The organism is Pseudomonas sp. B7(2017) (genome assembly GCF_002112745.1).
Lineage (GTDB): Bacteria > Pseudomonadota > Gammaproteobacteria > Pseudomonadales > Pseudomonadaceae > Aquipseudomonas > Aquipseudomonas ekonensis.
This window is the reverse complement of record NZ_NEIP01000007.1, coordinates 271,789-293,941: the sequence shown is the minus strand read 5'-3', so window position 1 is coordinate 293,941 and position 22,153 is coordinate 271,789. Positions and strand designations below refer to the sequence as shown.

The window sequence follows — 22,153 nt, the reverse complement described above, 5'->3', positions numbered from 1 at the left end:
ACGCAGGAACAGCCGGAATCGTCGATCGGCATTTGTTTTGCCCAGGCTTAATCCGAGGCCAAACCGATTTCAGCCCGGGTGGTGGCCCAGCCGGGATGCCTTGTAAGCATTGCGCCACCTGACTGTATGGGCAAAAACACTTACTCCTGACTCAACGGCAGACCTTGATGTCTGTTCATTGTCGAAGCCAACGTTAGGCTAAGTGCTCTCCGCCTCGCTGAGTGGGGGCGGCAGTTGGCTATTCGAGTAGTTGGTGCTTCGAATATGTCTATCTGGGTCTTGCTCCGCCAATACCTGAATCTTGCGCAGACCCTTTGTTGCCGATCTATAACCTAACTGTGCAATGGCAAAGTAGGTGTGGATCGACATGTACATCACAAAAAGCTTCACCCCCCAAGAGCTGTTCGAGAAGGTATGGACTACTCCTGTGCTGAGGCTTGCTCGCGAAATCGGGGTATCCGATGTCGGTCTGTCAAAGGCCTGCAGGAAGGCCGGCATTATCCTGCCGGCGCGAGGGCACTGGGCAAAGCCTGAGGCAAAAAGGCCACAGCGCCCTAAGCCGCCAGCGCAAACCGACCTGATTGAGTTCTCTGTCTTGGACATCCAGAAGGCCCAATTGGGCGTCGAGATGAGGGTAAAACCTGAGCCGTTGCTGGTTGCGGTATCCACAGAGTTGGTTGAGCCTCATCCCCATGTGAGGAAATGGCTCTCTGCAGCTCGCAAGGCCAAAGTGGTGGAGGGAGCGCTGGATCTCTCAAGTTCATGCGTTCTGTCAGCCCGAGTCTCCAGTGATTCGATAGCCCGCTGTGCGCTGATTTTCGACACGCTGATCAAGGAGAGCGAAAAGCGTGGTTATCTTTTCTCCATCACTGCGAGTGCAACCCACGTAATCGTGGATCATGAGCAGCTAAAAATCTCGATCAGTGAAAAGCTGAAACGGTTCGAAATACCACGGCCTCCACCCAAACCGTTAAGGCCAGGCCAAGCCTGGAGACCAGATTTTGCCGGTTTGTCCAGATCCAGATTTGGATGGGAATCGACAGGTATTCTCACCTTGTCAGTAGATGTCAGGACACTGACTCAGGAGAGAAAAAACTGGACAGACAGAGACAAAGAGCAGATCGAAAAAAGACTCGGGCAGGTGCTTATTGCTCTCCCAAGGTTGGCCCAATCAGTAAAAGTAAAGCGGGCGGCTGATGAAGATTGGCAACGCAAATGGGATCGTGATCAGCAACTCAAGCGAGAGGCTCACGACGCAGAGGAGCGCCGCGTGAGGCTGCAGACTTCTCTGGTGTGCAATACCGAGTCGTGGGAGCGGGCCATGCGCATTGAAGCGTTCATCCAAGCCACCATCGACGCGACGCCACAGGATGAGCAATCCCAACAACAACTTGCACTCTGGGTTTGTTGGGCCCGCCATGAAGTGCAAAGGCTCAATCCGTTGGTCAACGGCGCCTCGGCGGTAACCCGCATGAGCACATCCGCCACTGTTGTTTACGGGGAGCAACGTTCCTTCTATGGCTTCAGATCGGTGAAGCTCCATGATTGGTGGGCCTAACTCAGTAAAGCCCAGGTTCAATTCGTAGGTCAAAATGTATGAAAACGAAGTTGAGGATCTGATTAATGCAAAAGGCTGAAGCTGTTTATCCTGACGAGTCGCAAAAGGAAATTTGTGACAAGTATGGAATGCCTGTGCAAGTGCCTGAAGAAATGGTCGCCGTTGCCATTGACTCGCTTGGCCAGTCACCGATTTACGGTACGAGAGTTCAATTGCCGGAAGGCGGAAATATCAGCTGGTTCATTCATTGTGGTGAGTACTCGGCAGCAGATGACTTCTACAAGCCGGTTCATGTTCACCACCTCAGTGAGATGCTGCCAGAGGTTGTGAATTATCTCTGCCTGCCCACTGGAGCAAAATTCATTATCGACACAGCCGGTTATGAAGATGTCTGGATGGAGACGTAGGAAAGGGTGAGATCGGATCACCTCCGGTTTCATACCTGATGTATCCAGTAGACCAATTTGGACAGCCAGAAGTCTGGTCAAAGGAATGACAACATGAAAGACGCAATCCGCTTGGGTGACTCCACCACACACGGTGGCAAGGTGCTCGAAGCGTTCTCCCAGACCGACCTCAACGGCAAGCCGATTGCCGGGGTCGGTCACAAAGTCAGTTGCCCATTGTGCAAAGGAGTTTTCCCGATCGCAGAGGGCAGCAGCACCTACACCGTCGACGGCACGCCCATCGCACTGGACGGCATGAAAACCGCCTGCGGGGCTGCACTGATTGCCAGTGGCCCGAAAGGCGCCGTGATCAGCTAAATAAAAATTTGAATTTCGTCTGAGCCCATGTTCCCGGGCGCGGCTTGTTGTCGCGCTTACTGGGGGCAATGCGCCTGATACACCATTTCCGCTACCCCCAGGCCTGCTGGCTGGTAAGACGCTTCCATGACTGACACCGCTGCTGTTGTAAAACGTGAACCCCAGGTTGCCATCGTTCCGTTGAATGCCATCGACATCCAGGACGTTGCCAGTAGCGCCGCGACTTTGACAGCCGACGTGGTCAGTCCTCTTATCGTTATGACCCGGTCGGTAGATTGCTCAGTGCTGTGAGCCGTTTGGGCGCAGAAAACTTTGATTTCGACCCGGCGGGTAACTTGTTGGATAAAAAACTGTTGAGACTCGCCGTCCGCTGGAGTTGACGCCACCACACAGCAAACTGCTCGACAACCTGCTGCGGGAATACGCCGGCACCCACTACGAATACGATGAGCGCGGCAATCAGATCAAGCGCTGGCAAAACGGCACGTACAGCCAGATGCGCTGGGATCTGTTTGATCGTCTGGTGCATTTCGATGACGCTCGGTTGTCGGTTCAGTATGTCTATGACGCCTTGGGGCGACGTTTGCTCAAACACTCGAACGTGCATTACAAACAAAGGTCGGAGGCAGGCTCGTTGTGGAACCGCAGCGAGCGGGCGCGGGTGCAGCGTGAACATGGCTGTGGTTTCACGCTTTACGGTTGGGATGGCGATAACCTAGCGTGGGAGAGTCGTCTTGCGCAGCAGGATGGGGAGGTGGGGAGAACGGTTCACTACGTCTTCGAACCAGGCACGTTTATTCCTGTGGCCCAAGCGCTGACGCATAGCGCTATCAATCTGATGGGATTGCCGAGCTACGACGAAGACTACAGTGTGGATGAGGATCCATTGTGGAATCACTCGCCGGTATCGCCACCTATTGACGTGCTGACATGGTATCAGTGCGATCATCTGGGCACGCCTCAGGAGCTGACGGATCAGAACGGTGAGGTCGCTTGGAGTGCGCAGTACAAGGCTTGGGGGGAAGTGCGTGAGCAGCGTTCGGCCTTGGCATTGCAAGAGGGGGTGACAAACCCGATTCGATTCCAGGGGCAATATTACGATCATGAGACTGGGCTGCATTACAACCGGTATCGGTACTATGACCCTGGCGTTGGGCGTTTTATCAGTCAAGATCCGATAAGGTATTCAGGTGGACTGAACCTATATTTTTATGGGCCCAACGCCATTGGGTTAGTTGACCCGCTTGGCCTAGCAGGCCACAAAGTTGGAGCAAATACTGCTGGTCCAGACGTATTGGCTCGTGGTGTGCATGTGAATGTCAACGGTTCCGGATTGCCTCCTGCAGGCGGTCACATTTCCTTGAAACCGAACAGCGAGGGAACTCATGTCGTGCTCGAACCTGCTGACAAGGCCACGCGTGATATGAGCAAGTCTCAGTGGGGAAAAGCTTGCGAATGCGTAATAAAGTACCTTGATAAACAAAGTAACGTAGACCGATTGGCTAAAGCCGCTCAGGCGGGGGTTGATGCAAATCCTAACTCCGGTCGAGTACCGGAGTTAAAACAGTTAGGTTCTATTCTAGGTAGGCATCATGCCGCTGGAACAAATCCCATAGCGCGCTAACGTAGGGTGGTTATGCTTTCAACGAATTTTTACGGATTTATTGATTTTTTCATGGGCGGAGAAATTGAGCTTCAACCAAAAGATGTTGGATTGAATAGCTTCTCCGAATCAGAGTTTTTTGAGAATAATTATGAGCTAATAGGGGAGTCGTCGGATTTTCACTTTTTTGAAAAAGCCCACGACGTACCGTATTTCAATCGAAAGGCAATAATACTTTTAAAGTATTATTTTAACGGTGATGAACGCTTGGGGGTGGGACTATCCGTGACAGGAGGGGTGCGGTTAACTTCATTTCTGAAGAGATTGATAACTTCCTCGGATAAGAAACTCGAGATTACTCCTCAAATGGACTTTTATTTTTCTGATGACTTCCACGCCGGCGCTGTGATTATCAACAAACGAATGGTTGTACGCTTCGAACAATGGGGGGAGCGTAATGCATATGTAATTTCGACGCTAGAATGTGATTTTGGTAAGGAAGAATTTGGTTCAATGGCAACGCAGGCAGTGATGAGTATGTTCGATCACATTAGTCAACAGTCGATGCTTGATAATCCTGAAAAAAAGACGAGCGCATACGGTCGTCTAGTCAATAAGCTGAAAATACTCTCAATATGAGTTTTCGTAGTGGGATGGACTGGTAGAAGTCATATGGGTGCCTAGCGCCGCTAGGTATCCACCGTTTTCACTCGTCGCCCTTACGGCTCGCTGCTGATGTCTAATCTAGCGTCAGCAGTGTGTCTGGGCTCATGCCACGGGTTTAATCAGCGCGAAGGGTCGAGTTTTAAATTGGATTTTTCGGCTTCTCGTCTGGTTGATTCTCTGGGTGTAAAGCCTTGGCATCGGAGTCGCACGTGCCACACGGTCATACTTGCCGGGACGAAAGCTAGACGGTAACGGAGGAGGGTGCCGGTGTCTGTCCGGCTACGGACGCTACAAGTCCGATGCACAGTTCATCCCTCAGGGAAGGGAGCAACACTATGGCAGCAAGCTTTAAATACGATTCAAAACCCTCCTCACCTCAAAGGTCACTAGGCTCTGTACGAAAAGAGATGTCGCAAACACCGCATAGAACAAGCCAGTGAGACCATGGCAGCGTAGCTTTTCGCGAGTTTGTCGAAGCGCGTTACGATCCGGCGGTTCTCTTTCAGCCAGCCAAACATCCGTGGGATGACGGGTTGCATTCGATATTGGTCGCAGTAGCGGCGTAGCGCTGTCCACTGGTGATATCTCACGATTTCGTGCCGGGAAGCCAAAACCATAGCTCTAGGATGGGTCTAGTGCAGAGCAGTTCTCAGCCCAGTTATTCCAACAAATATTTTAGGAAAACTCGCGTCAGGCTTGATCTTCAGCAATCCGAGCGGTGGATTGGCGCGGAATTCTGCCTATGCCGCCAGAGCGTTCGGGCCCAGAAGTGTCTCGTCAAATCTTCACCAAAAGCGCTGCGGGTTATGTCTCGCGATTTCTTCGAAATATAGATAACTTATTGTTTTTATTGGAATTTATCTTAATTTCGCAAGCGTGGATACGCGACGTTGTCTCACGATTGATTGATAGACTCTGAGCTAGTAACAAAATGAAGGAATAGGCTGAAACCCTCGCAAATAAAGGCTTACAGGCCAACTGCCGGCTACACGGTAGTCTCATAATTACGTTGCAACAGTTGGTGAGGCCTGCACTACATTTTTCGTAATGCCCAGTAAAATCAATCTGTTAAGCGCTTTTCGAAGCAACGTCTATTTATATCGCGATTGCCTCAGATGCCATCGCAAACGACTGATTTTACGTCAAACGGGGTTTCTTGGAATTCCGACCGGGGATTGGTGGAAATGGACAGCTCATGAACACATCTGACATGGCATCTGGTTTAACTTGTGGGCGATGTCAGATGTTCATAAGCCGCTCTCAAGCCAATTGCACTTGGTTCAACACACTTAAAATGAATGTGCTTGTTCATCGATTCATGTTCATGGACTAGGCTTCCCGCTCGTCTGGTCGATCCTACCTCTTGCCGCTACTCCAGCGGTGAGGATGCTGCGGTAGATGGGCAGGCATTCGCGTTGGGGGGATTGATACTGGCCGATGGTGGCAACCGAGCGAGCCGTTTGGTACAGCCATTTAGACCGGGCATTCCCAATGACTCAGCTATCGGATCGCCACCACCGCGCCGCCGAACCGCGCCCAGAACTTTTATCATTTCGGAAATGCGCTGCAAGCTGTCGTGAACCGAGCCCGCATCGCGGGTCTCGGCCCTGTGGGCTTTCATCCTGCACGCCTTCGACCGGGGCGGCCTGCGCGCTCCGCTTGCTTTCGCATACTCAAAAGTTAGTAAAGGTCTTCCTTTTTTTGCCTATCAAGTGACATGTCTATCTGATTCCAAAGACGATTCAAGGTTTCTACGGTTTTTGAGAATGAGGCGGGGAGTCGGCCATTGCTTAATGCAATCATTCTATGAATAAGTAAAATGGCCTCTTCATTAGCGGCATGCTGTTCTAAAGATATTGGACTGTCTATTGATAACCATGCGACCCCCGAACTGTCTATAAAACTTTGAAGTGAGTTCATTGTGGTTTTGGCTAGAGAGGCGAGGACGTTGTTGCCATCAGCGGCGATCTTTTCGAGCTTTAATTTTGAAGCTTTGGTTAGTCTGTCGGTGGTGCGATCTAGTTCTATTTTTGCTCCTTTGGGCGTGTCATAGTTGAAGTCTGCATCTATGACTTTCCAAAGGATTTCTTCGCTTTCTACATTTACTGCGCATAATATTACTGGTGTTGTTATTTTTTTCCAATATTCAATGTGCTCTCGATCTGGGTATATGGTGTTTGTCCCATCTTTGAAAGGAGTGTTAGTGGATTTTATTTGAACTTTGACGATTTTTCCTGAGGAGGAGTTGTCCTCGAGCATTACTTCGAATTCAGCGTCTATCCCTAAATCAATTTCCTGGCCACGGCACGGCCATTTGAAAAGCTTTATGAATTCCTTCTTTACAATTAACTCGCCCATGTCACCGATTTGCTGATTATCGGAGTAATGCATTTTGTTCCCTTGAGGTGGTCAGTTAAGCTCAACGAGCATAGCGAGATGATGAAAGAAGCAAGCACCTTATTTTTCTCAGTCGATTGTGTCTGTAGTGGTCTAATGAAACCAGACACCCATTTAGGCGAGAATGCTCGACAGATCGAGGTGTCAGATAACCAAACAACTGCGCTCCTTTATTCCTGAACTCAAGCGCGAGGCCGCCGACCTCGTGCTCAAACAAAACTGCAGCTACATCGAAGCCAGCCGTTCACTCGGCATTGGAGGGCTATCGAACTGCGCGAGATCAGCCATTTTTTGATGCATCGCTACAACTGGATTCGGCCTCACCAATTCAACGAGGGGTTGGCACCAGCGCGGTCCGAGGAAAAACTTAACGTCGTGTCCGGGATTAGTGACCACTACAACTCACCTACATCAGTTGTACAGAGTTTGCCAGGCGCCTCTCATTTCCGAAAAGCGTTGTGTAAAAGCGTTGCTCGATGCCGTAGATCAGCAGCTTTAACTGATGATCGCTGCCAATATCGAAGACGCCTTTGGCTTTGTCGAAATCAAGGAGGCCGGCGCAGTAGTCGTCGATGTAGCTGACCATCGCAGCTCGCTGGCTAGACGGAAGCGCTGCAAGGGTCGCCATCGCCAATCCAATGCGCTTCCTGTTCGGTGTAGACACACGTGCCGCCTCAAAATTGTTTGAAAGCTCAATAAAGGGCTCATCAAGGAATTTTTCCACTTCCTCATGAGTTGCTTCTTTGAACAGCTGGCCGATCCCTTTAAAAATGCTAGAGATCGTGGCCAGACTCTTGAAAACCAGCGAATCTGTTTTGGGCAGGTAAATAGCGTCCGGCGTTGCGTTAATCACAATTCGCAACTGTCCGTCGTCTAGCTCCGCGACCTCTCCGAAAGTGATGCTTTTTCGGGACACTAGCAGAGACGGTGTCACTTTTTGAAAGTAGAAGGAGTCATTCTGGATACTACACAGCCATGTGATTTTATCAAACTGGTTTTTCTTGAGTTCGACATGATTTTTGCTGTCGAACGGCTCTTTCAGAAAATCGATGCAGAACGGCTGCCCTGAAAAACCAGGAATCACAAACCAGGAGTCTTCATCCAGATTATGGTCAGGCTCATAAGGTACGCAGGCTGCCGCGTCGATAACGATTTCTGCATAAAGTTTACTGTCCGAGAGAACCTTTACGATGGCATTCTTTTGGAGACGTTTGATTTTAGCGAGGACAAAGTCCATTTTCAGCCTCTATCGATTAGAGTGTAGTCATTAATGCGGTACACCTTGTCAATCACGACCTCCTTAGGAGTCCGAAAGCTTTCCTTGCTAATCAAGAAAAGCGTGACATGAGACGAGGTGCTCACGTTGTAAAACTCATATCCGTATAGCAAGAATAGAGGATTGAAATACAGCGCTTGTGATCGGTATGTGAAGATAAATAGTATCAAATACACAAACACTAGAGTCTGAAAGCTATTGATGCTGAGCGCCACGAAGAAATACCCCAAATAGCTTGGCAAAAAGCTATTATTCGCATGCTCAATGCTCACAACCTGCCCAGATTGAAAGGTGTCACTTCCCAGTCGTCTGCTTAGTCTTAAGCTGAGGCCTGTCAGTACGATAGGAATGGCAAGATACAGGACATAGGAGAGTCCATTAATGGCAGTTTTCAACCCGGACAAGCTCGGATCTGCGATAAACCCACCAAACGTGATTTCACGCTGAACCAGATACACAATCACCAGCAGGGACGTCGCGTTGAAGGTCAGCAGTAATCTGAATAGCGTGTTGAAGTCCACTCAAAAATCATCCGTAATCATTTTCATCCTCTGATGGCAGGATGCTACCAAGAAGCGTCGGGGCTCGCCAGTTCTGGCCTATGACTGTCCATTAGCTTTTTTACACCCTTTATCTAAGCCCGAGATGCCCTGCATGAGCGGACACGTGCGTTGAGATGATAGGTTCCAGGCGCGCAGGCCTACCGGATTGAAGACGCACGGGAAGGTGAGCACGTCCGCGTGCTTGTCGCGGATTCAGCTGAGTAAATCAATCAGGTACCCGCAAGATGCCGGATGTGAAGGAGATCGTCGCGGTGCTTGCAGCACAGTTCATCCATGACCCCGGACTCCAGATTCGGGTCAATGGTACGCCTCTGACCCTGGCCAAGCTTGAGCAGCATGCTCGAACGCACACCCTGAATCTGAGTGAGGGTAGGCTCACAAAAGTCATCGTCATCAATTCAACGCAGCAGAACCATTCATCTATCTGACTATACGCTCATGGGCGTTGCTCATATGTCCTTGAGCGTGTAATCAATTGGATGGGCTCGACCATGCTGGGCCATTTACGATCGGATTGACATCAGGTGCTGGGTTACTGAATAAATGCGTCGAGCAACCAGCGATGAATCGGGGAGGGCAGCGATCCATTGAGTGCATTTGGCAAATTCTCGAGGCCTCCTGGTAACCGCCGGCCATTGCAATGCAATGGCTGGGCGCCGATCTGTGGTAGTGCCAAGTAGAATTTTAGTTCTCCCTCAAGCCTGGCGGTGCGAAACCTCGACACATCGCATCTTCCAGCACCCGCTGCAGTTACTCACTCACTAGCCAGTAAGCTTTTGCCGAGCCCTGACGTGCGTAGCCTATGCAGAACGCCATCAAATCGCTCATGCGCTCATCAACCATAGTGCGCCGAATACCAGGTTGAACGCCTACCACCGTGAAGGTAAGAGCTGTTGCAGGTGTTGACCGCAGCAACTCGTAGGTTTCATCCCTGTCCCCCCTGACAAAGTACGAAGGAGATGTGTGTCTGCGATGCATGCGATCTTCCATATGATGCAGCAAGGTCGCGACGTTGCAGAAGTAAGCTGACTTTACCAGCTGTCCCGCAACCTCATACACATCAGCAACTCGCCCTCCATTAGCTAGCCCTCCTGCACCTTTACAGTGATAGAGGGTTACGTTCACTTCATGGGCTGCATTGACAGTAACGCAGATGTAGTCGGCGGCCTCGCCTGAGCGATGGTCGTAATACAAACACCGGAGATCTGGAAGCGTGAGAAGGTATTGCTCCAAGTGCTCTTGCACAGTTGCTTGGCCATCGAGCTCTGCACGTCGCGCCAGTGTGCGAGGCTCCTGATTGTTCGGCAGGAACTCCACCTCGATCGCGCAACCTGTCCAATCGATTGACTCCGCATCACCTGGAGCAAGCGCGAGGGATCTGAGAAGAGGGGCAGCGATTTTGTTTAGCCCTTCAAACGAAGACTTATCTGTTGCATAGAAAATAGGAGGGTACTCACTAAGCCAATCGGCCAATGGCATCCAGCCATCCTGGCTAGACTCGATCGTCATTGTGGCATCTGGTTCCAGGCAGCGAATCAGTTGGCCACCCTCAAGACTCAGGCGCATACGGATCTGCCCCTCAGCATGAACGATCGAAAAATCCAAGTGCCCGGCATGTGGATCGCACTCAAAGTCCTGGATATCCCACTCCACAAGCCTGGAGGTTTGTAATTCTTGTTCCTGCGTAGCCCTGAAGTGAATACGAGGATTGCGAGTGAGGCCTTGCCGCGACCAGTTGGCTGCCATCACCGCTTCTGGTAGCTCCCTAAGAGTCGTAGTGGTTCTGACCAAGTCGAGGTGTGTTTGGCTAAACGCAGCATCTCCTACGATGCGCCCATGAAGCGTCTGCACCCAGGCAAAGAAGTCAGGAACGGATAGGCGCTGATTGCTCCAGATTCTAGAGCTGCTACTGGCTCCGATGGTTTCACGCACCTGGCCGTTCATGCCACTCCCGAAGTAGTGACCCTGAGCGTAAGCGCGGCTGTCACCGGCAGTGACCGCGCGCTCGGCTTGAGGGCCAGTTAGGGTTCGATAAGTTTCGACTTGCGAATTGAAGGTCGTGTTCTGCAAGCCAACAGCAAAAAACCTCATCCCCTCCAGTCCGGCCCTCGCTCGGCTCGTTTCTTCATAGCTCAACCCTCGGCTGCCGGCACGGCAAACGATATCCATGATGGTCAGGTACAGCTTCTCTGTCCTGAGGGTTGAGCCGATGAAGCAGTAGCTCGATTCAGGAAAATACATCAGCAAGAAGGCCTCGTGCCGAATATCAGTGAGCGTGTTTGAGGTCGACCAGTTCGGAGGTGCTTCATCTGCTGTCAATACGAGAGACAGATTGCCATCTGGCGTTCCCCACTGCTTCACAATCCGAAGCACTCGACCGACCTTTTCTCCCAGCAAGTCGAAATCCGGCCTGCGACTGCAGTGAAACCCTCGGACGTGCGCGTACAAATTGAAGGACAACGCAGACACGGATTCATAGTCAGATTCAGTCATCCGACGCACCGGCAAGCTTTCGATGAATTCTTGGGCTTCAACTGCGCCCTGGATCTCAGCAAGCGCGGCATCATCAATCATCTGAGCCAGATCGACTCCCTCTCTGAGCAGAGTCGCGGTCGCCTCACGCACTCTGAATGCCGGTGCAATGAGGGTTGGGCGTCCCGTGGCATTGTCGATCCTAGCGAACCTGCCGATGAACTGGATTGTGGGTACCAGTGATTTGTGGGGTGCGTGCAACGCGGCGACCTTGAGTTTTGGGAAGTCATAGCCTTCGCCAAACATGTCTACGCAGATGATGGCCTTCAATTCACCAGAAATGAGCTTGGCTTCAATTAAGTCCTGTTGTCGTTTGGTCAGTCGGCTGCTTATGGCGGCGACGGAAACGCCCAATTGCTCGTAGATCGGGACGAGCGCTTGCGCGGAAGATATGGTCGAGGCGCGTACGAAAAGCCTATGATCAAAACCGTTAGCAATATCTTCTTCGAGCTGTGCCACTGCAGTTTGGGCAATCACCCGATCAACATGCTCATCATCAAGCTCGTTATCTATTGGGGCCTCCCGGAAGACGATAGGGTCGAACGCCCCTTCAGATACGGCTCTCATCACAGGATATCGGTAGACTAGCTTGCCCGGAATAACGCGGTCATCGCGCCGGAAGGGTGTTGCTGTCAAGAATATAAATCGAGCGGTCGAGTAGTGATCAAGATACGCTGCCCAGGAGTCCGCCGGCGCATGGTGAGCTTCATCGAAAATTATCACGTCGAAGAGGTCAGGCGCAGCGCCCGGGGCAATCATTGGCGAAGAACTACCGGGGGTTGAGATCACGACGTCGAACTCCCGCAGCTGTTCCCAAGCCTCGGGTGTTATCGGCCGCCCCGAATGCAAGTGAGCGGAAGGTAGCGGCCCGTCTTCAGGTAGCGCACCGATGCGCCTGAGTGTCGAAAGGGTGGAAAAATGCGAGTGCACCTGTTTGCGCAGAGCACTTGATGGCTCGACGACGAGGATCCGGGTTGCTCCAAGTAGAAGCGGTAGCGACATCATCAATGATGTCTTTCCATAGCCAGTGGGCAGGCAGATGATCGCGGGGTCGTCTTGCACAGAGAAATGGGCCAATGTTGCATGAATTGCGCCAAGCTGGCCCGGCCGAAAGCCGCTATTAGGTGCGTCAGCTTGCTGAAAAAGCTTTAGTGATCCCGCCTGCTCTACGAAAAACTCAGCCATTTCGACCGTCCTTGGATATTTCTAACCAATCCTAATGTGCGACGGGCTTTAAACAAGTGGTGAAGGTGCAAGTTTCTTTCAGCATTCCCTGGCTTCTGCTTGCTTCAGCAGGAGAATGAGGTGCTGGGACCCGAGTAACTCTCAATGGCTCCCCTGAGCGCGGCCCGTTCGTTGCAATTAGTATAGGTGTTGCTACTGCAGTCGCCGGCGCTCTTTGTTCCGCAAAAGGACTCCCTCATGGCGTTGCCGCTCTGGGTTTGATGCGGTGATCAGGCAAGCAAGCTCATGCCTCCTCTGTCGAGGGAGTGTTTGTATCCTACGCAGCGAGCCTCGTGCTGCCCTCCAATTTACTGAGCCAGTCTTCGGCTCCATCCATAAGTGGCGTAATCAAGGGGCACAATGGCTGCGGCTTCGTGTCCTTGGTCGTGTCCCCGTAATCGCTGATGTCGCGAACGACCAAGACAAGCACGTTCTGCCTGTCACAAGCGTCGAATACTCCGTAAGCCTCCACCTCTGCGACAATAGCTTTGCCGTGAAGACCCTGGAATCCTTCGAAAAGTTTCCAATCTCGAATCAGTAGTTCGCCGGAAGCAATGGTCGCTGGTGACACCATCAACCTGGCAGCAACTTCGCCTGCTTTGGACTCTGGCGGCATTGCAAAACCGAGTCTGTTCGCATGCTCTAGCAGGCGATCGGGTAGGGAGCCGGTCGCGAAGTAAGCATTGAGGTCTTGCTGGATGGAAAGCCCAGGTCGCGGCAACTCCGATCGCGCTGCAACCTTGCCACTGGCGAGTGCTGCAGCCCCTTCGTAGTACACGACGCGTTCGGACAAAATGACTTCACTGAGGCTCAGTTTTTTACGGCGGCCCGCTGCAACCCCCATCATCAGAACTTTTTCAGGTTTAAGCTCAGACAGGAGAAGCGTTGTGATGGCGGTTGCATTGACGTTGTCAGTCTTCAGGCTTTTTGAAGCCTGGTGCCAGCACGGCGTTCCTTACGCCATACAACACCCGCCAATTCTTCATCCACAGACGGTGCTCGTGGCCTCTCAGGCTGTGGTCGGGCGAACAGTCGACGCTCCACTTTCGGAGGGTATAGCCGACGGTTGCCGCCCTGAGATTCACTTTCAGATAGCCGTTGACCATGCCGTAGTCCAAGACAGTGACCTCCGGCCTGGGCTGATCGGGGTGAGGCACCAGGATGATCTCTACGATATGCACCCACTCGATGTCCTGGTCGCCGCGTTCGTGATCCAAGACAGGTGCATCCGGTAAAAGCTCGGCCTTGCTGATGCGTGTCAGCACAAAGTCCCTGAACTGATCGGTCTTTCTATCGTGCCCCCGTACGTGCCAGCGCAGACCGTTGTCGATCAGGGCAAAGGGTGAGATGACCCGCGTGCTCGAGCCATTGAGCGATTCATAGCTGATCAAGACAGGGCAGGGCTTGTTAATCGCTTGCGTGACCACGCTGAGAATGTCGATCTTCGGCCACGACAGCTGGTCGGGGAAATCAATCGGTATACCGGGGGCCTGCTGGCGCGGCTCCCCATCCCCCAATCCCGTCATCAGCCAGCTAATGGCCAACGCCGTGGGTGTGTCGAAAAGGGCCTTGAAGGTTTCGCTCGCGACGTAGGTTTTGCTGCTCGTGTCGTAGTCGATGTTGTCCCCGGCCAGCTCCTTGTACAGGGCGATATCTCGCGTCGCCGCGGCAGCCTGGATCTCAAACCGATCAATCAGGTGCTGGCGCCGAAGCTCGCCTAGCAGCCGCAAGCGAAGGTCGATGAAGGCTAGGCGGTCTCTTTGCGGCTGGCTTAGGTTGTGAATCATGCGCGCTGGAAATTCGGTAGTGACGACAGTTGCCATACTACACGATCATCAATAGACTGCGATCATTGTCATCAAAATGATGACCAAATTTAAAACTTGGCACGGACACTAGCCAGCCCTATGAGCGATTTAGCGCTAAATATGCTCGAGGCTCCCTCCAAAGGAGTCATCAGCGAGCTGACCGACCTGAGCTCTCAGCAGCGCAAGATGCTGCTGACCCAGCCCATGAGTCAGCTGTATTTCTCCCGGAATCGGTTCGTCTCCGAGGGTGAAACGCCGCTATTCGATGGGTTGGACACCCAGTACCTGTTTCTGTGGGCTCTGAACTTTATCATGGAAGGTTCGGCCATGGCCGCCGGCTGCACCATGGATGATGTGCGGGATTCCCTGACAGCGACCATTAGCCGGATCCGTCCAGAAAACAGCGATGCGACCTGCCGACAAGCAGCCGATGTAGTGCTTGAGGCCATTCACAACAACCATGAGGAGTTCGCTTCAGGCTATTTCCATGCCCCGAGCATGACCATGCTGACCTTCCGCTTTCGGCTCGTGATCCTGGAGCCAGATATGGAGAGCGTCTACCGGTACCGGCCGAGTAAGGAAGGCTACTTGCTGCTCATCGGTATGCTCGATATCGACGTCGAAGACCAGCAAATTCTGATGGAGCGGATGCTCCAGATTCTGATTGAGCGCGGGCGTATCCAGCAGGCCAAGGAAGTCGCCCGGAACGCGCGGGTCTTGTCCATCGAGTACGCCCAGCAGATCAATGAATTCCTCCTGCAGATGCGCCGCTCGCCGGGCAGCGTTAAATGGGAGCGGGACCTGGCACCGCGCCTCAATTCGGCCCGCTCTCACGTGAGCGAGCGACAGGGTGAAGACCTAAAGCTGAAGATGGCCGTTGAATCGCAGCTAGATGTCGTTGAGACCCAGACCTCTAAAGATGAGCTGATTGAGCTTAAAGAAATCATCAGCGCGTCTAGCGCCGTGCGGGCACGCCTGCAGAAAGACATCACAAGCACCGAAAAGAACTTTTTGGATGCGCAGATTTCAGCCTTCCGGCCCAAGAAGTACTCAGGACTTCCCGATCTGGAAACTACCATCCTCCCGACCGTGCTTAAGGCTCCGATCAAGCACTTCGCCCAGGTTGCCGAGGAGATCTATCTCAGCGTTTTCCCTGCGGTCTTTCCCAAGGTTCATGATCTATCTGATCTTCTGGCGCTGCTGCTTGAGCGCCGGAGCACCAATGAGCCTGCACCTCCCAATGATGATGGGCATATCGAAGCATTCGAGGATTGGCCTGATCCGTTCCCAGAGCAGCTGGTGGCGGAGGTGCTCGCCTGGATCAAGCTGAAACTCATGGACAACCGCCCCTGGAAGCTCGATGAGCTCATTGCCGCCGGGGAGGCGGAAGGTTTTGACCACAAACGCCTGCAGTGCATCGGCATCCTGATGTACCTCAGCTACCCGGACAGCGAGTCCGCATTCTCAGATCGACACGCTGTTGCCGATGGCACCTTTGAAAGCTTTGTGGTGTCCGGGGACAACCTTCGGTTCGACCTTAGATCAGTATCCCAGGAACCTTCTGATGGATAACCACGCCAGTGATGCTTCACGTCTGCTGTACAAGGCCCTGCAGATCAATCTTTCTCCCGCCAATGATGCCGAGTATCGCGAGCTGCTGGCGCGTTACCGAAGCAACCCTGTTTTAAAGCAGGTACTCGCCGAGGTGGCGGAGGGCATGCAGCTGCAGGTTCTGGATGTTTCAGAGCGCGGGCTGATCGTAGCCCCTACTGGCAAAGAGAGTCGCTTCTCCCTGCGCATGAGCGATCTGCGTAAACAACCGATGTCTGAGGAGCAGAAGGTTGCAACGGCCCTATGCATGTTGGCCATCTCGGCGGTTTTCTATCCCACCCAGGAGTTGCTCGACGACGAGTCGCGATTCCCAATTCCGGCGAGGGTACCCAAGTTTCGCGATTCGCTGCTGGTGCTGGCCGAGCGCATGAAGGAGCAGGATGGTGATGACAATCTGGTCATTGAAGAGATGCGGCCAGGCTGGGGTTACATCCTCCAGATAGCCCCTATGCAACCTGAACGACCTAATTCGATTAGCTCAGTCGATGGGCTCATCAGGATGGTCTTGCGACAAATGAAGGAAAGCGGTTTGGTCACCGCCACACGCGGTGAGGACGATGATGATTCGCGGGATTTCACCCCAACGCACCGGTTAAGGATCAATCTGCGCGAGCGCACTCTGCCGCGTCTTTTTGATTACATCCGCGCCCAGGTCAACGCATAAGGAAGGCTTTTCATGAACTGCATCAGCCGCTTCTTCGTCAGCAGTTTCGGTACCAACACTGCGTGGTATGACTCACATGATTTTGATCTGACCGATCCGGTGACGCGCGAGGCAGTCAACGCGATCATCAATCTGGAAAACATGGGTGGTAAAACCTCCCTGTTGTCCTATGTGTTCAGCCTTTTCGACCCGCACAAGTCGAGGTTTATTCAGCACATCCAGCAGTCGAACCACAAGATGCAGGACTACTTCGATCAGGGTGGCGAGCTGTCGTTCATCCTCGTGGAGTGGTCGATGCCTTCGCGCCGCCCAGGCGCGCCTAACACAAAGGTGATCATGGGGCAGGCTGTCGCGGTTCAAGAAGGTCTCGACCGCGAAGCCAATTTGCAGCGGGTATTTTTCGCCTTCGAATCACTGGCCGGTCTCTCCTTCGAGGATGTTCCTGCGCCCGGTCTGGGCTTGACCGCTGGTATTAAAACGTTCGCTGAGTTCATCGGTTGGATTCACCAGGCGGCGCGCAGATCCAAGGGCGATTTTTTTCACACGAGGCAAAATAACGACTGGGTCAAGCACCTAACCGAAGTCCGCAATATCGACATTGAGCTGCTTAAGATGCAGGTCAAATTCAACTCCCAGGAGGGTGGTGTCGATGAGGGCTTCCTGGCCTTCAAAGATGAGGCCGATCTGGTCAATAAACTGATGATTCTCTCCCTGCCTTCGGATCGTGTGGCTGACGTCAGGCAGATGGTCGCCAACGTGGCGGACAAGATGAAGAATAAGCCGCAAATGGATCAAACCCTGGCGCTGCTTAATCGGCTGTCGGCTCAGATGCTGCCATTCGGTCATGCCTCGAAATCCTATGTAGCCAAGAAGACTGAGCAACAAGGGCTGCTTAGCCGTGCTTCGGGCCTTGCGTTTGCCATCGAGACTTCGACGGGCGAGGTCTCTAAAGCGTTGGGTGAACTCAAGCTTTCCCTCGAATCGCTAAAGGATACGATCACTGCAAATGAGGGGATGATCAAAAGCTGCCAGGCGCAGTCCCTGACATATAAAGCCCTTGAGCTGTCCCGCATCAGTGAACGCGCCAAATCGGCGTATCTGGCTTCTGCCGCTGACCTTGAACATGGTCGTAAACGCTTGCGCCTGGTACAGGCTGCCACCGCGCACAAGAAGGTGCTCGAGGCTCAGCAAAAGCTGCGTATCGAAGAGGAATCCTTAAAAGAGGAGCAGGAAGATCTTAAGCCAATCAGGGAGAAGGTTGATGAGCAGGGAGCACTTTTGCGCGCCGCCTACGACTATCACCTGGAGCTTGCCACGACTGAGAAAGATGGCTTTGTAGACAAGCGCAAGGCTGCCGAAGCCTCCACCGAGCAAGCCAAACAAGAGATCATCGCGAATGGTTCCGAGCAAAATGTTCTGACGCGGGAGGAAAGCGACCTTGCCGCCTTTATTAAGGGTGAAGCGGCGCAGCAGGAGCGGCTGCGCAATGAAGGGGTCATCAATCCTTATGATCCAGATGCTGAATCGGCCATCACTAGGCACGAAGCTCAGGTAGAAATCCTGCACAGTAACCAGGAGCGTCTTGAGGCTGAGAAGGCCCAGCATGAGGCCAAGGCCAAGGGCTTTTCTGAACAAGCAAAAGACCTGGGCCTTAAAGCTCAGGCTACGGAGTTGGAGGAGCAGGCTGTCGCAGGCCGATTGGATTCTGCCGAGTGTCTAAAAGAGGATCTCGAGCAATCTAGCGTCCTGGCCCGTCTTCAGGAGTTGGATCTTGCCGACCCGGATGCTGAAACGCTGCCGAGGCTGCTTAACGATTACGAGCAGTCACTGACGAATGAAATCCGTCGGTGTGACATCCTCCTGGCTAATCTTGAAGAGGCAAAAAAGTCGATATCGGAAACCGGGTTGGGTGGTTATAGCCATGATGTCGAGGCTGTTGTCCGGTTTCTGACGGAGAATCGGGTGCAATCAGCCCGAGCGGCCAACACTTACCTGGCCGAGCTCGTCCCCGATGCTCAGAAGTCTCGCGATCTGGTGATTTCTGCCCCTGCTCGTTTTCTCGGGGTCTGTGTCGCACAGGGTGAGTGGGATAAGACCCGCAACCTGCTATCGAAGGCGAATCTGAGCCTTGCCGCTCCTGTCGCTGTGGCCGTCGTGACGCTGGATCAAACAGCGACTACCGAGGACCTTCTGGTCATCGGCGCCGCTGATGACGCTGCATACAACTATGAGGCTGCGAAAGGTGTTCTGGAGAATTTCGAACGCAATATCGACCGGGTAGAAGAAGAGCAAGGGGATTATAAGCGCAACCTTTCGGACGCCCGCACGGCCAGCCGAAAGCTTGACCGCTATCTGGAGCTCTACGGCCAAGCCCGTATGGCTGAGATGCGTCGCGAGAAGAATCTCCTCCACGACCAAGTCGAAGCCCTAAGGGAGAGTGAAAAGGAATGCATGGAAGACGCTGCCAAGGAAATGGAGCTCGCTAACCAGCTTAACCTGAAGCTGAGGACAATCCCGGCTGACATCACCAATATCAATCTGTTGATCACCCGGCTGACCGACTACCGTAACGATTGGGAGCAGCCTCTTGCAGGGAAGGCTGCACGACTTGTTGTTGTGCAGGGCGCGCTGGCGGAATTGTTAGCCCGCAAGCAGGTTTTGGATGATCTGGTCGAGGGCAATGGCGAAATCATCAATGACTCCCAGGAGAATTTTCACCGCCTCAGTGAGCGGATAAAGGCGCTGGAAGCACAGAAGTCTGCGGTTCAGTTCTATACGGAGGGGGAGCCAGGCGGCGCGCTCGAGCCTGGTTTTAGCCTGGAGGTGATGATCAGTACCTACGAGAGCGTCAAGTCGCTTTTCGAGTACGCGGAAAAAGACCGAATTGGAGTCCGCCTGAAGAGTGTTGAATATCATCGCCACGAGGAAGCTGAGGCGCGGAAGGCGTTCGATCAAGACTATGCCGGCGTGGCCAAGTCAGAGGTTGAGCCATTCCTCAGCCTTGAACTTGTGCAGGAGCGAAAAAACCAGGAATCCGAGAATGATCGGCTTGAGGAAGTTAGTCGCGAGCTGAGTGGTCAGTTTGCGGTGGCTGATAGCAACAGCGTGCAGTTCATCCAACTGCACAAACCAGCGCCGGTTTCCGAGGCCATGCTGCAGCTGTCCGATGACGATGTGTATCTGCGAATTGAAGCGCTTGCCGAAGATATTTCGACCCTACAGCGCACTGTCGATGCTGATAGCGTGGAGTACGAAAAAGCCAGTGGAGAGAAGGTAGGGCGAGAACTTCTACTCAAGGATCTGAACGACAACCTCAAGATGCTCCGCAATGCCATGTCGGTCGACACCGTTGCCGGCGAGTACATTGAGCTGATCGACAGCGGCAAAGACCAGGTTGGTGAACTCCTGAAGCACAATCGGGAGATCAGTGCCGCCGTAGAAACAAAAAGGTCGGATGCTAATAGCAAGTACCGATTGTATCAGGCTATCGCATCACTACCGGAATTCAGGGCACTGGCTCCAGAGCTGTCGGTGAAGCTCTATGAATTCAACTTCGATCAGGCCTGCAACGACTATGACGATCTGCAGGAGCTCGTGGACGAGCGCATTAAGGTCACCGAGTCACAATTGAGTGAAATGGTGCCTGATTTTGACCGCTGCGTAGGCGAGTTGCAGCAGCTGATCGAGCAGGGCGCCTCGGTGCTAAACCGGGCGGCGAAGGTCACGGTGCCTATCGATGCTCCGTATGTCGGCGGGAAGCCCATCATCCGGTTGAAAGAGCAAATCACGGGCATCGTGAAGGAGTCGGGCAAGGTGATTATCGCCGGTTACCTCAACAAGCTGATCGAGGATAACCACATCCCGGAGAATGGCTCGAACCTGGTGTCTGATGGGCTTGTCCTCTTCGCGCCCCAACGTGCGTTCGGGCTGCAGATCCTGCAGATGGAGCAGAACGTCAGCCACCAGTACCAGTTCGCCAACTCATTGAAAATGTCGGGCGGCCAAAGCGTGGTGATCGCCATTTTCCTGTACCTGCTGATCTCGAAGCTCCGCGCTGACTCAAGGGTCTCTTCTGGGGGCGATAGTGGTTGTCCGCTGATCCTCGATAACCCGTTTGCCAAGGTGCAGACCAGAGCCCTGATTGATGTTCAGCTGATGCTGGCTAAAGCCGTCGGTGTTCAACTGATCTTCTTCACGGCGACTAAAGAGGTGAACACACTGGCCGGCTTCCAGAAGGTCATCCGCCTGCGTAAGGGAGGGGTTAACTCGGTCACCAAGCGGACGCAGCTCCAGATGGTCAAGTCGACCGTCAACACGGTAATCCAACAACCTGCCTGGAGTGTTTAACCGTGGAATCTTTTTTTGAGGTGCTTAAGAAGCGTCGCAATAAGCGTGTAGAACTCCTCTACCTGCGCACTCTTTGGCTGGAGTTGCATCCTGAGCAACAGGAACACCCTAACCGCGACAGCCTGATTCTTAAGGCTCTGCACGTAGCCGCAGACCGTGGACTCCTGAAGCTTCCTGCACCCCGCAGCTTCGAGAGCTTTGGCTCCCTGGCGATGCCTAGATTCGTGACGATGAATATCGAAAAAATCACGGCCATCAAAATGGACTGGGCAGCGATCTCCTGGCGCCCTGAGCTCGGGTTTTGGATGAACCTGACCGAATCGGAGAAGGCGACCGCCAAGGTGATCAATGAGTGGCTGATCCAGCGCGATGGATGCTTTCAGATGGTTCCGATGCGGGAGCGCTCCCTGGATATCTTCGGCAACGAGAAATTCCTCGACCTCCGAGTTAAGGGCTCGTCGCTTTTCAGCGGGCGTCTGCCCCTCGCTGTCATAGGTGCTGAGAGGGTCGATATGCCACTTGCGTATCGGCCATCCCCAGGTCGTTCTGGTCGACCTGTGCTGGTGATCGAAAATCACCACACCTTTGCCAGCCTTGGCGCCTGGAACGTCGAAACGGGCCGTTATGCAGCGGTCGTTTACGGCAGTGGGAATGCGTTCACGTCAACGGGAACCGCGTTGGATGAGGTTCTGCTTGAGGTCGAGGGTGCTGGTGCCGAATATTTCGGCGATCTCGATCCGACGGGTATCAACATCCCGCTTCGGTACAACCGCGATCACAGCATCCAGCTAAGGCCTGCTACCTGGCTCTACAGGATGCTTCAGGATTTGGGCCAGGCGAGGCCTTTAGATGTGGTTGTTGGGGCTGGAGCTGAGCGGGTAGAGGACTGGCTCCCTGAACAAGCTCAGGAAATACTGGCGCTCTGGAAGGAAGGGCTTTTCCTGCCTCAGGAAGGCGTTGGCCGTGAGCAAGTGTTCGAGATGAACGGCAGGGCCAAGAGGTTTTGATTGAGGAGGGGCTGCCGATGTTTCAAGGCTCCCCTGTGCAACCTGGGGATCCGCTATGGATGAAAGGCCTATTTGGCGATTAGGTGCATCTCCTGTAGAGGTGGACGCCAGCCTCTTGATCAATGGCTACCTA

Annotated in this window: 16 protein-coding genes and 3 pseudogenes; 12 read left to right on the top strand and 7 right to left on the bottom strand. The window is 53.2% G+C overall.

Annotated elements, in window-relative coordinates:
- Positions 1-367: 367 nt before the first annotated feature.
- The 6 genes and pseudogenes from CAG29_RS16130 (at position 368) to CAG29_RS28255 (ending at position 4,564) form a co-directional block, all read left to right on the top strand.
- A complete protein-coding gene (locus CAG29_RS16130) occupies positions 368-1,558 on the top strand; it encodes a hypothetical protein (protein ID WP_139831500.1) in 1,191 nt (396 codons plus the stop codon).
- A gap of 65 nt (positions 1,559-1,623) precedes the next feature.
- A complete protein-coding gene (locus tag CAG29_RS16125; protein ID WP_085582985.1) occupies positions 1,624-1,965 on the top strand; it encodes a hypothetical protein in 342 nt (113 codons plus the stop codon).
- A gap of 93 nt (positions 1,966-2,058) precedes the next feature.
- Positions 2,059-2,322 carry a PAAR domain-containing protein gene (locus tag CAG29_RS16120; RefSeq protein ID WP_085582987.1) on the top strand — a complete coding sequence of 88 codons (264 nt, stop codon included), beginning with the start codon at positions 2,059-2,061 and terminating at the stop codon, positions 2,320-2,322.
- A gap of 126 nt (positions 2,323-2,448) precedes the next feature.
- The gene (locus CAG29_RS28525) at positions 2,449-2,613 is read left to right on the top strand and encodes a hypothetical protein (RefSeq protein WP_170930291.1); all 165 of its coding nucleotides are present in this window, start codon (positions 2,449-2,451) and stop codon (positions 2,611-2,613) included.
- Positions 2,550-3,946 (top strand): annotated as a pseudogene (locus CAG29_RS28905) (RHS repeat domain-containing protein); the annotation flags it as partial. The gene CAG29_RS28525 and the pseudogene CAG29_RS28905, both read left to right, overlap by 64 nt.
- 12 nt (positions 3,947-3,958) lie before the next feature.
- Entirely contained in the window at positions 3,959-4,564 is a 606-nt protein-coding gene (locus tag CAG29_RS28255) for a hypothetical protein (RefSeq protein WP_139831499.1), read from the top strand.
- A 413-nt stretch (positions 4,565-4,977) separates the two neighbouring features.
- On the opposite strand, the pseudogene CAG29_RS16110 reads toward CAG29_RS28255, so the two are convergent.
- Both CAG29_RS16110 and CAG29_RS16105 read right to left on the bottom strand, forming a co-directional pair.
- Positions 4,978-5,157 (bottom strand): annotated as a pseudogene (locus CAG29_RS16110) (IS5/IS1182 family transposase); the annotation flags it as partial.
- Between the two features lie 1,114 nt (positions 5,158-6,271).
- On the bottom strand, positions 6,272-6,982 hold the full coding sequence (locus CAG29_RS16105) for a DUF4365 domain-containing protein (RefSeq protein ID WP_085694803.1): 711 nt from the start codon (positions 6,980-6,982) through the stop codon (positions 6,272-6,274).
- A gap of 279 nt (positions 6,983-7,261) precedes the next feature.
- On the opposite strand from CAG29_RS16105, the pseudogene CAG29_RS28250 reads away from it, so the two are divergent.
- Positions 7,262-7,378: pseudogene (locus CAG29_RS28250) on the top strand (IS3 family transposase); the annotation flags it as partial.
- Positions 7,379-7,394: 16 nt separating this feature from the next.
- On the opposite strand, the gene CAG29_RS16100 reads toward CAG29_RS28250, so the two are convergent.
- Together CAG29_RS16100 and CAG29_RS16095 are read right to left on the bottom strand one after the other, a co-directional pair.
- Positions 7,395-8,225, bottom strand: a complete 831-nt coding sequence (locus CAG29_RS16100) for an ATP F0F1 synthase synthase (RefSeq protein ID WP_085694802.1) — start codon at positions 8,223-8,225, stop codon at positions 7,395-7,397.
- 2 nt (positions 8,226-8,227) lie between these two features.
- Positions 8,228-8,785 carry a hypothetical protein gene (locus tag CAG29_RS16095; RefSeq protein ID WP_085694801.1) on the bottom strand — a complete coding sequence of 186 codons (558 nt, stop codon included), beginning with the start codon at positions 8,783-8,785 and terminating at the stop codon, positions 8,228-8,230.
- A gap of 275 nt (positions 8,786-9,060) precedes the next feature.
- Between CAG29_RS16095 and CAG29_RS16090 the strand changes: the two genes are divergently transcribed.
- Complete coding sequence (locus CAG29_RS16090) at positions 9,061-9,255, top strand: hypothetical protein (protein ID WP_178081568.1); 195 nt, start codon at positions 9,061-9,063, stop codon at positions 9,253-9,255.
- Between the two features lie 322 nt (positions 9,256-9,577).
- Here the strand turns inward: CAG29_RS16090 and CAG29_RS16085 are convergent, their stop codons facing one another.
- The 3 genes from CAG29_RS16085 to CAG29_RS16075 form a co-directional block, all read right to left on the bottom strand.
- Positions 9,578-12,544, bottom strand: a complete 2,967-nt coding sequence (locus CAG29_RS16085; protein ID WP_085694797.1) for a DEAD/DEAH box helicase — start codon at positions 12,542-12,544, stop codon at positions 9,578-9,580.
- A 316-nt stretch (positions 12,545-12,860) separates the two neighbouring features.
- Positions 12,861-13,430, bottom strand: coding sequence for a hypothetical protein (locus CAG29_RS16080; protein WP_371916630.1), 570 nt, complete (start codon positions 13,428-13,430; stop codon positions 12,861-12,863).
- A gap of 64 nt (positions 13,431-13,494) precedes the next feature.
- On the bottom strand, positions 13,495-14,406 hold the full coding sequence (locus CAG29_RS16075; protein WP_256576795.1) for a WYL domain-containing protein: 912 nt from the start codon (positions 14,404-14,406) through the stop codon (positions 13,495-13,497).
- Positions 14,407-14,490: 84 nt separating this feature from the next.
- Here CAG29_RS16075 and CAG29_RS16070 point away from each other — a divergent pair, with 84 nt between their 5' ends.
- Genes CAG29_RS16070 through CAG29_RS16055 form a run of 4 tightly spaced genes read left to right on the top strand, consistent with a single transcriptional unit; the run spans position 14,491 to position 22,020 of the window.
- Positions 14,491-15,963 (top strand): hypothetical protein, encoded by a 1,473-nt coding sequence (locus CAG29_RS16070; protein ID WP_139831498.1) that lies wholly within the window; start codon positions 14,491-14,493, stop codon positions 15,961-15,963.
- Entirely contained in the window at positions 15,956-16,666 is a 711-nt protein-coding gene (locus tag CAG29_RS16065) for a hypothetical protein (protein WP_043243004.1), read from the top strand. The genes CAG29_RS16070 and CAG29_RS16065 overlap by 8 nt, the downstream gene beginning before the upstream one ends.
- Positions 16,667-16,678: 12 nt before the next feature.
- Positions 16,679-21,013, top strand: a complete 4,335-nt coding sequence (locus tag CAG29_RS16060; RefSeq protein ID WP_085694794.1) for a hypothetical protein — start codon at positions 16,679-16,681, stop codon at positions 21,011-21,013.
- A gap of 2 nt (positions 21,014-21,015) precedes the next feature.
- Complete coding sequence (locus tag CAG29_RS16055) at positions 21,016-22,020, top strand: Wadjet anti-phage system protein JetD domain-containing protein (RefSeq protein ID WP_256576794.1); 1,005 nt, start codon at positions 21,016-21,018, stop codon at positions 22,018-22,020.
- The last annotated feature ends 133 nt before the right edge of the window (positions 22,021-22,153 follow it).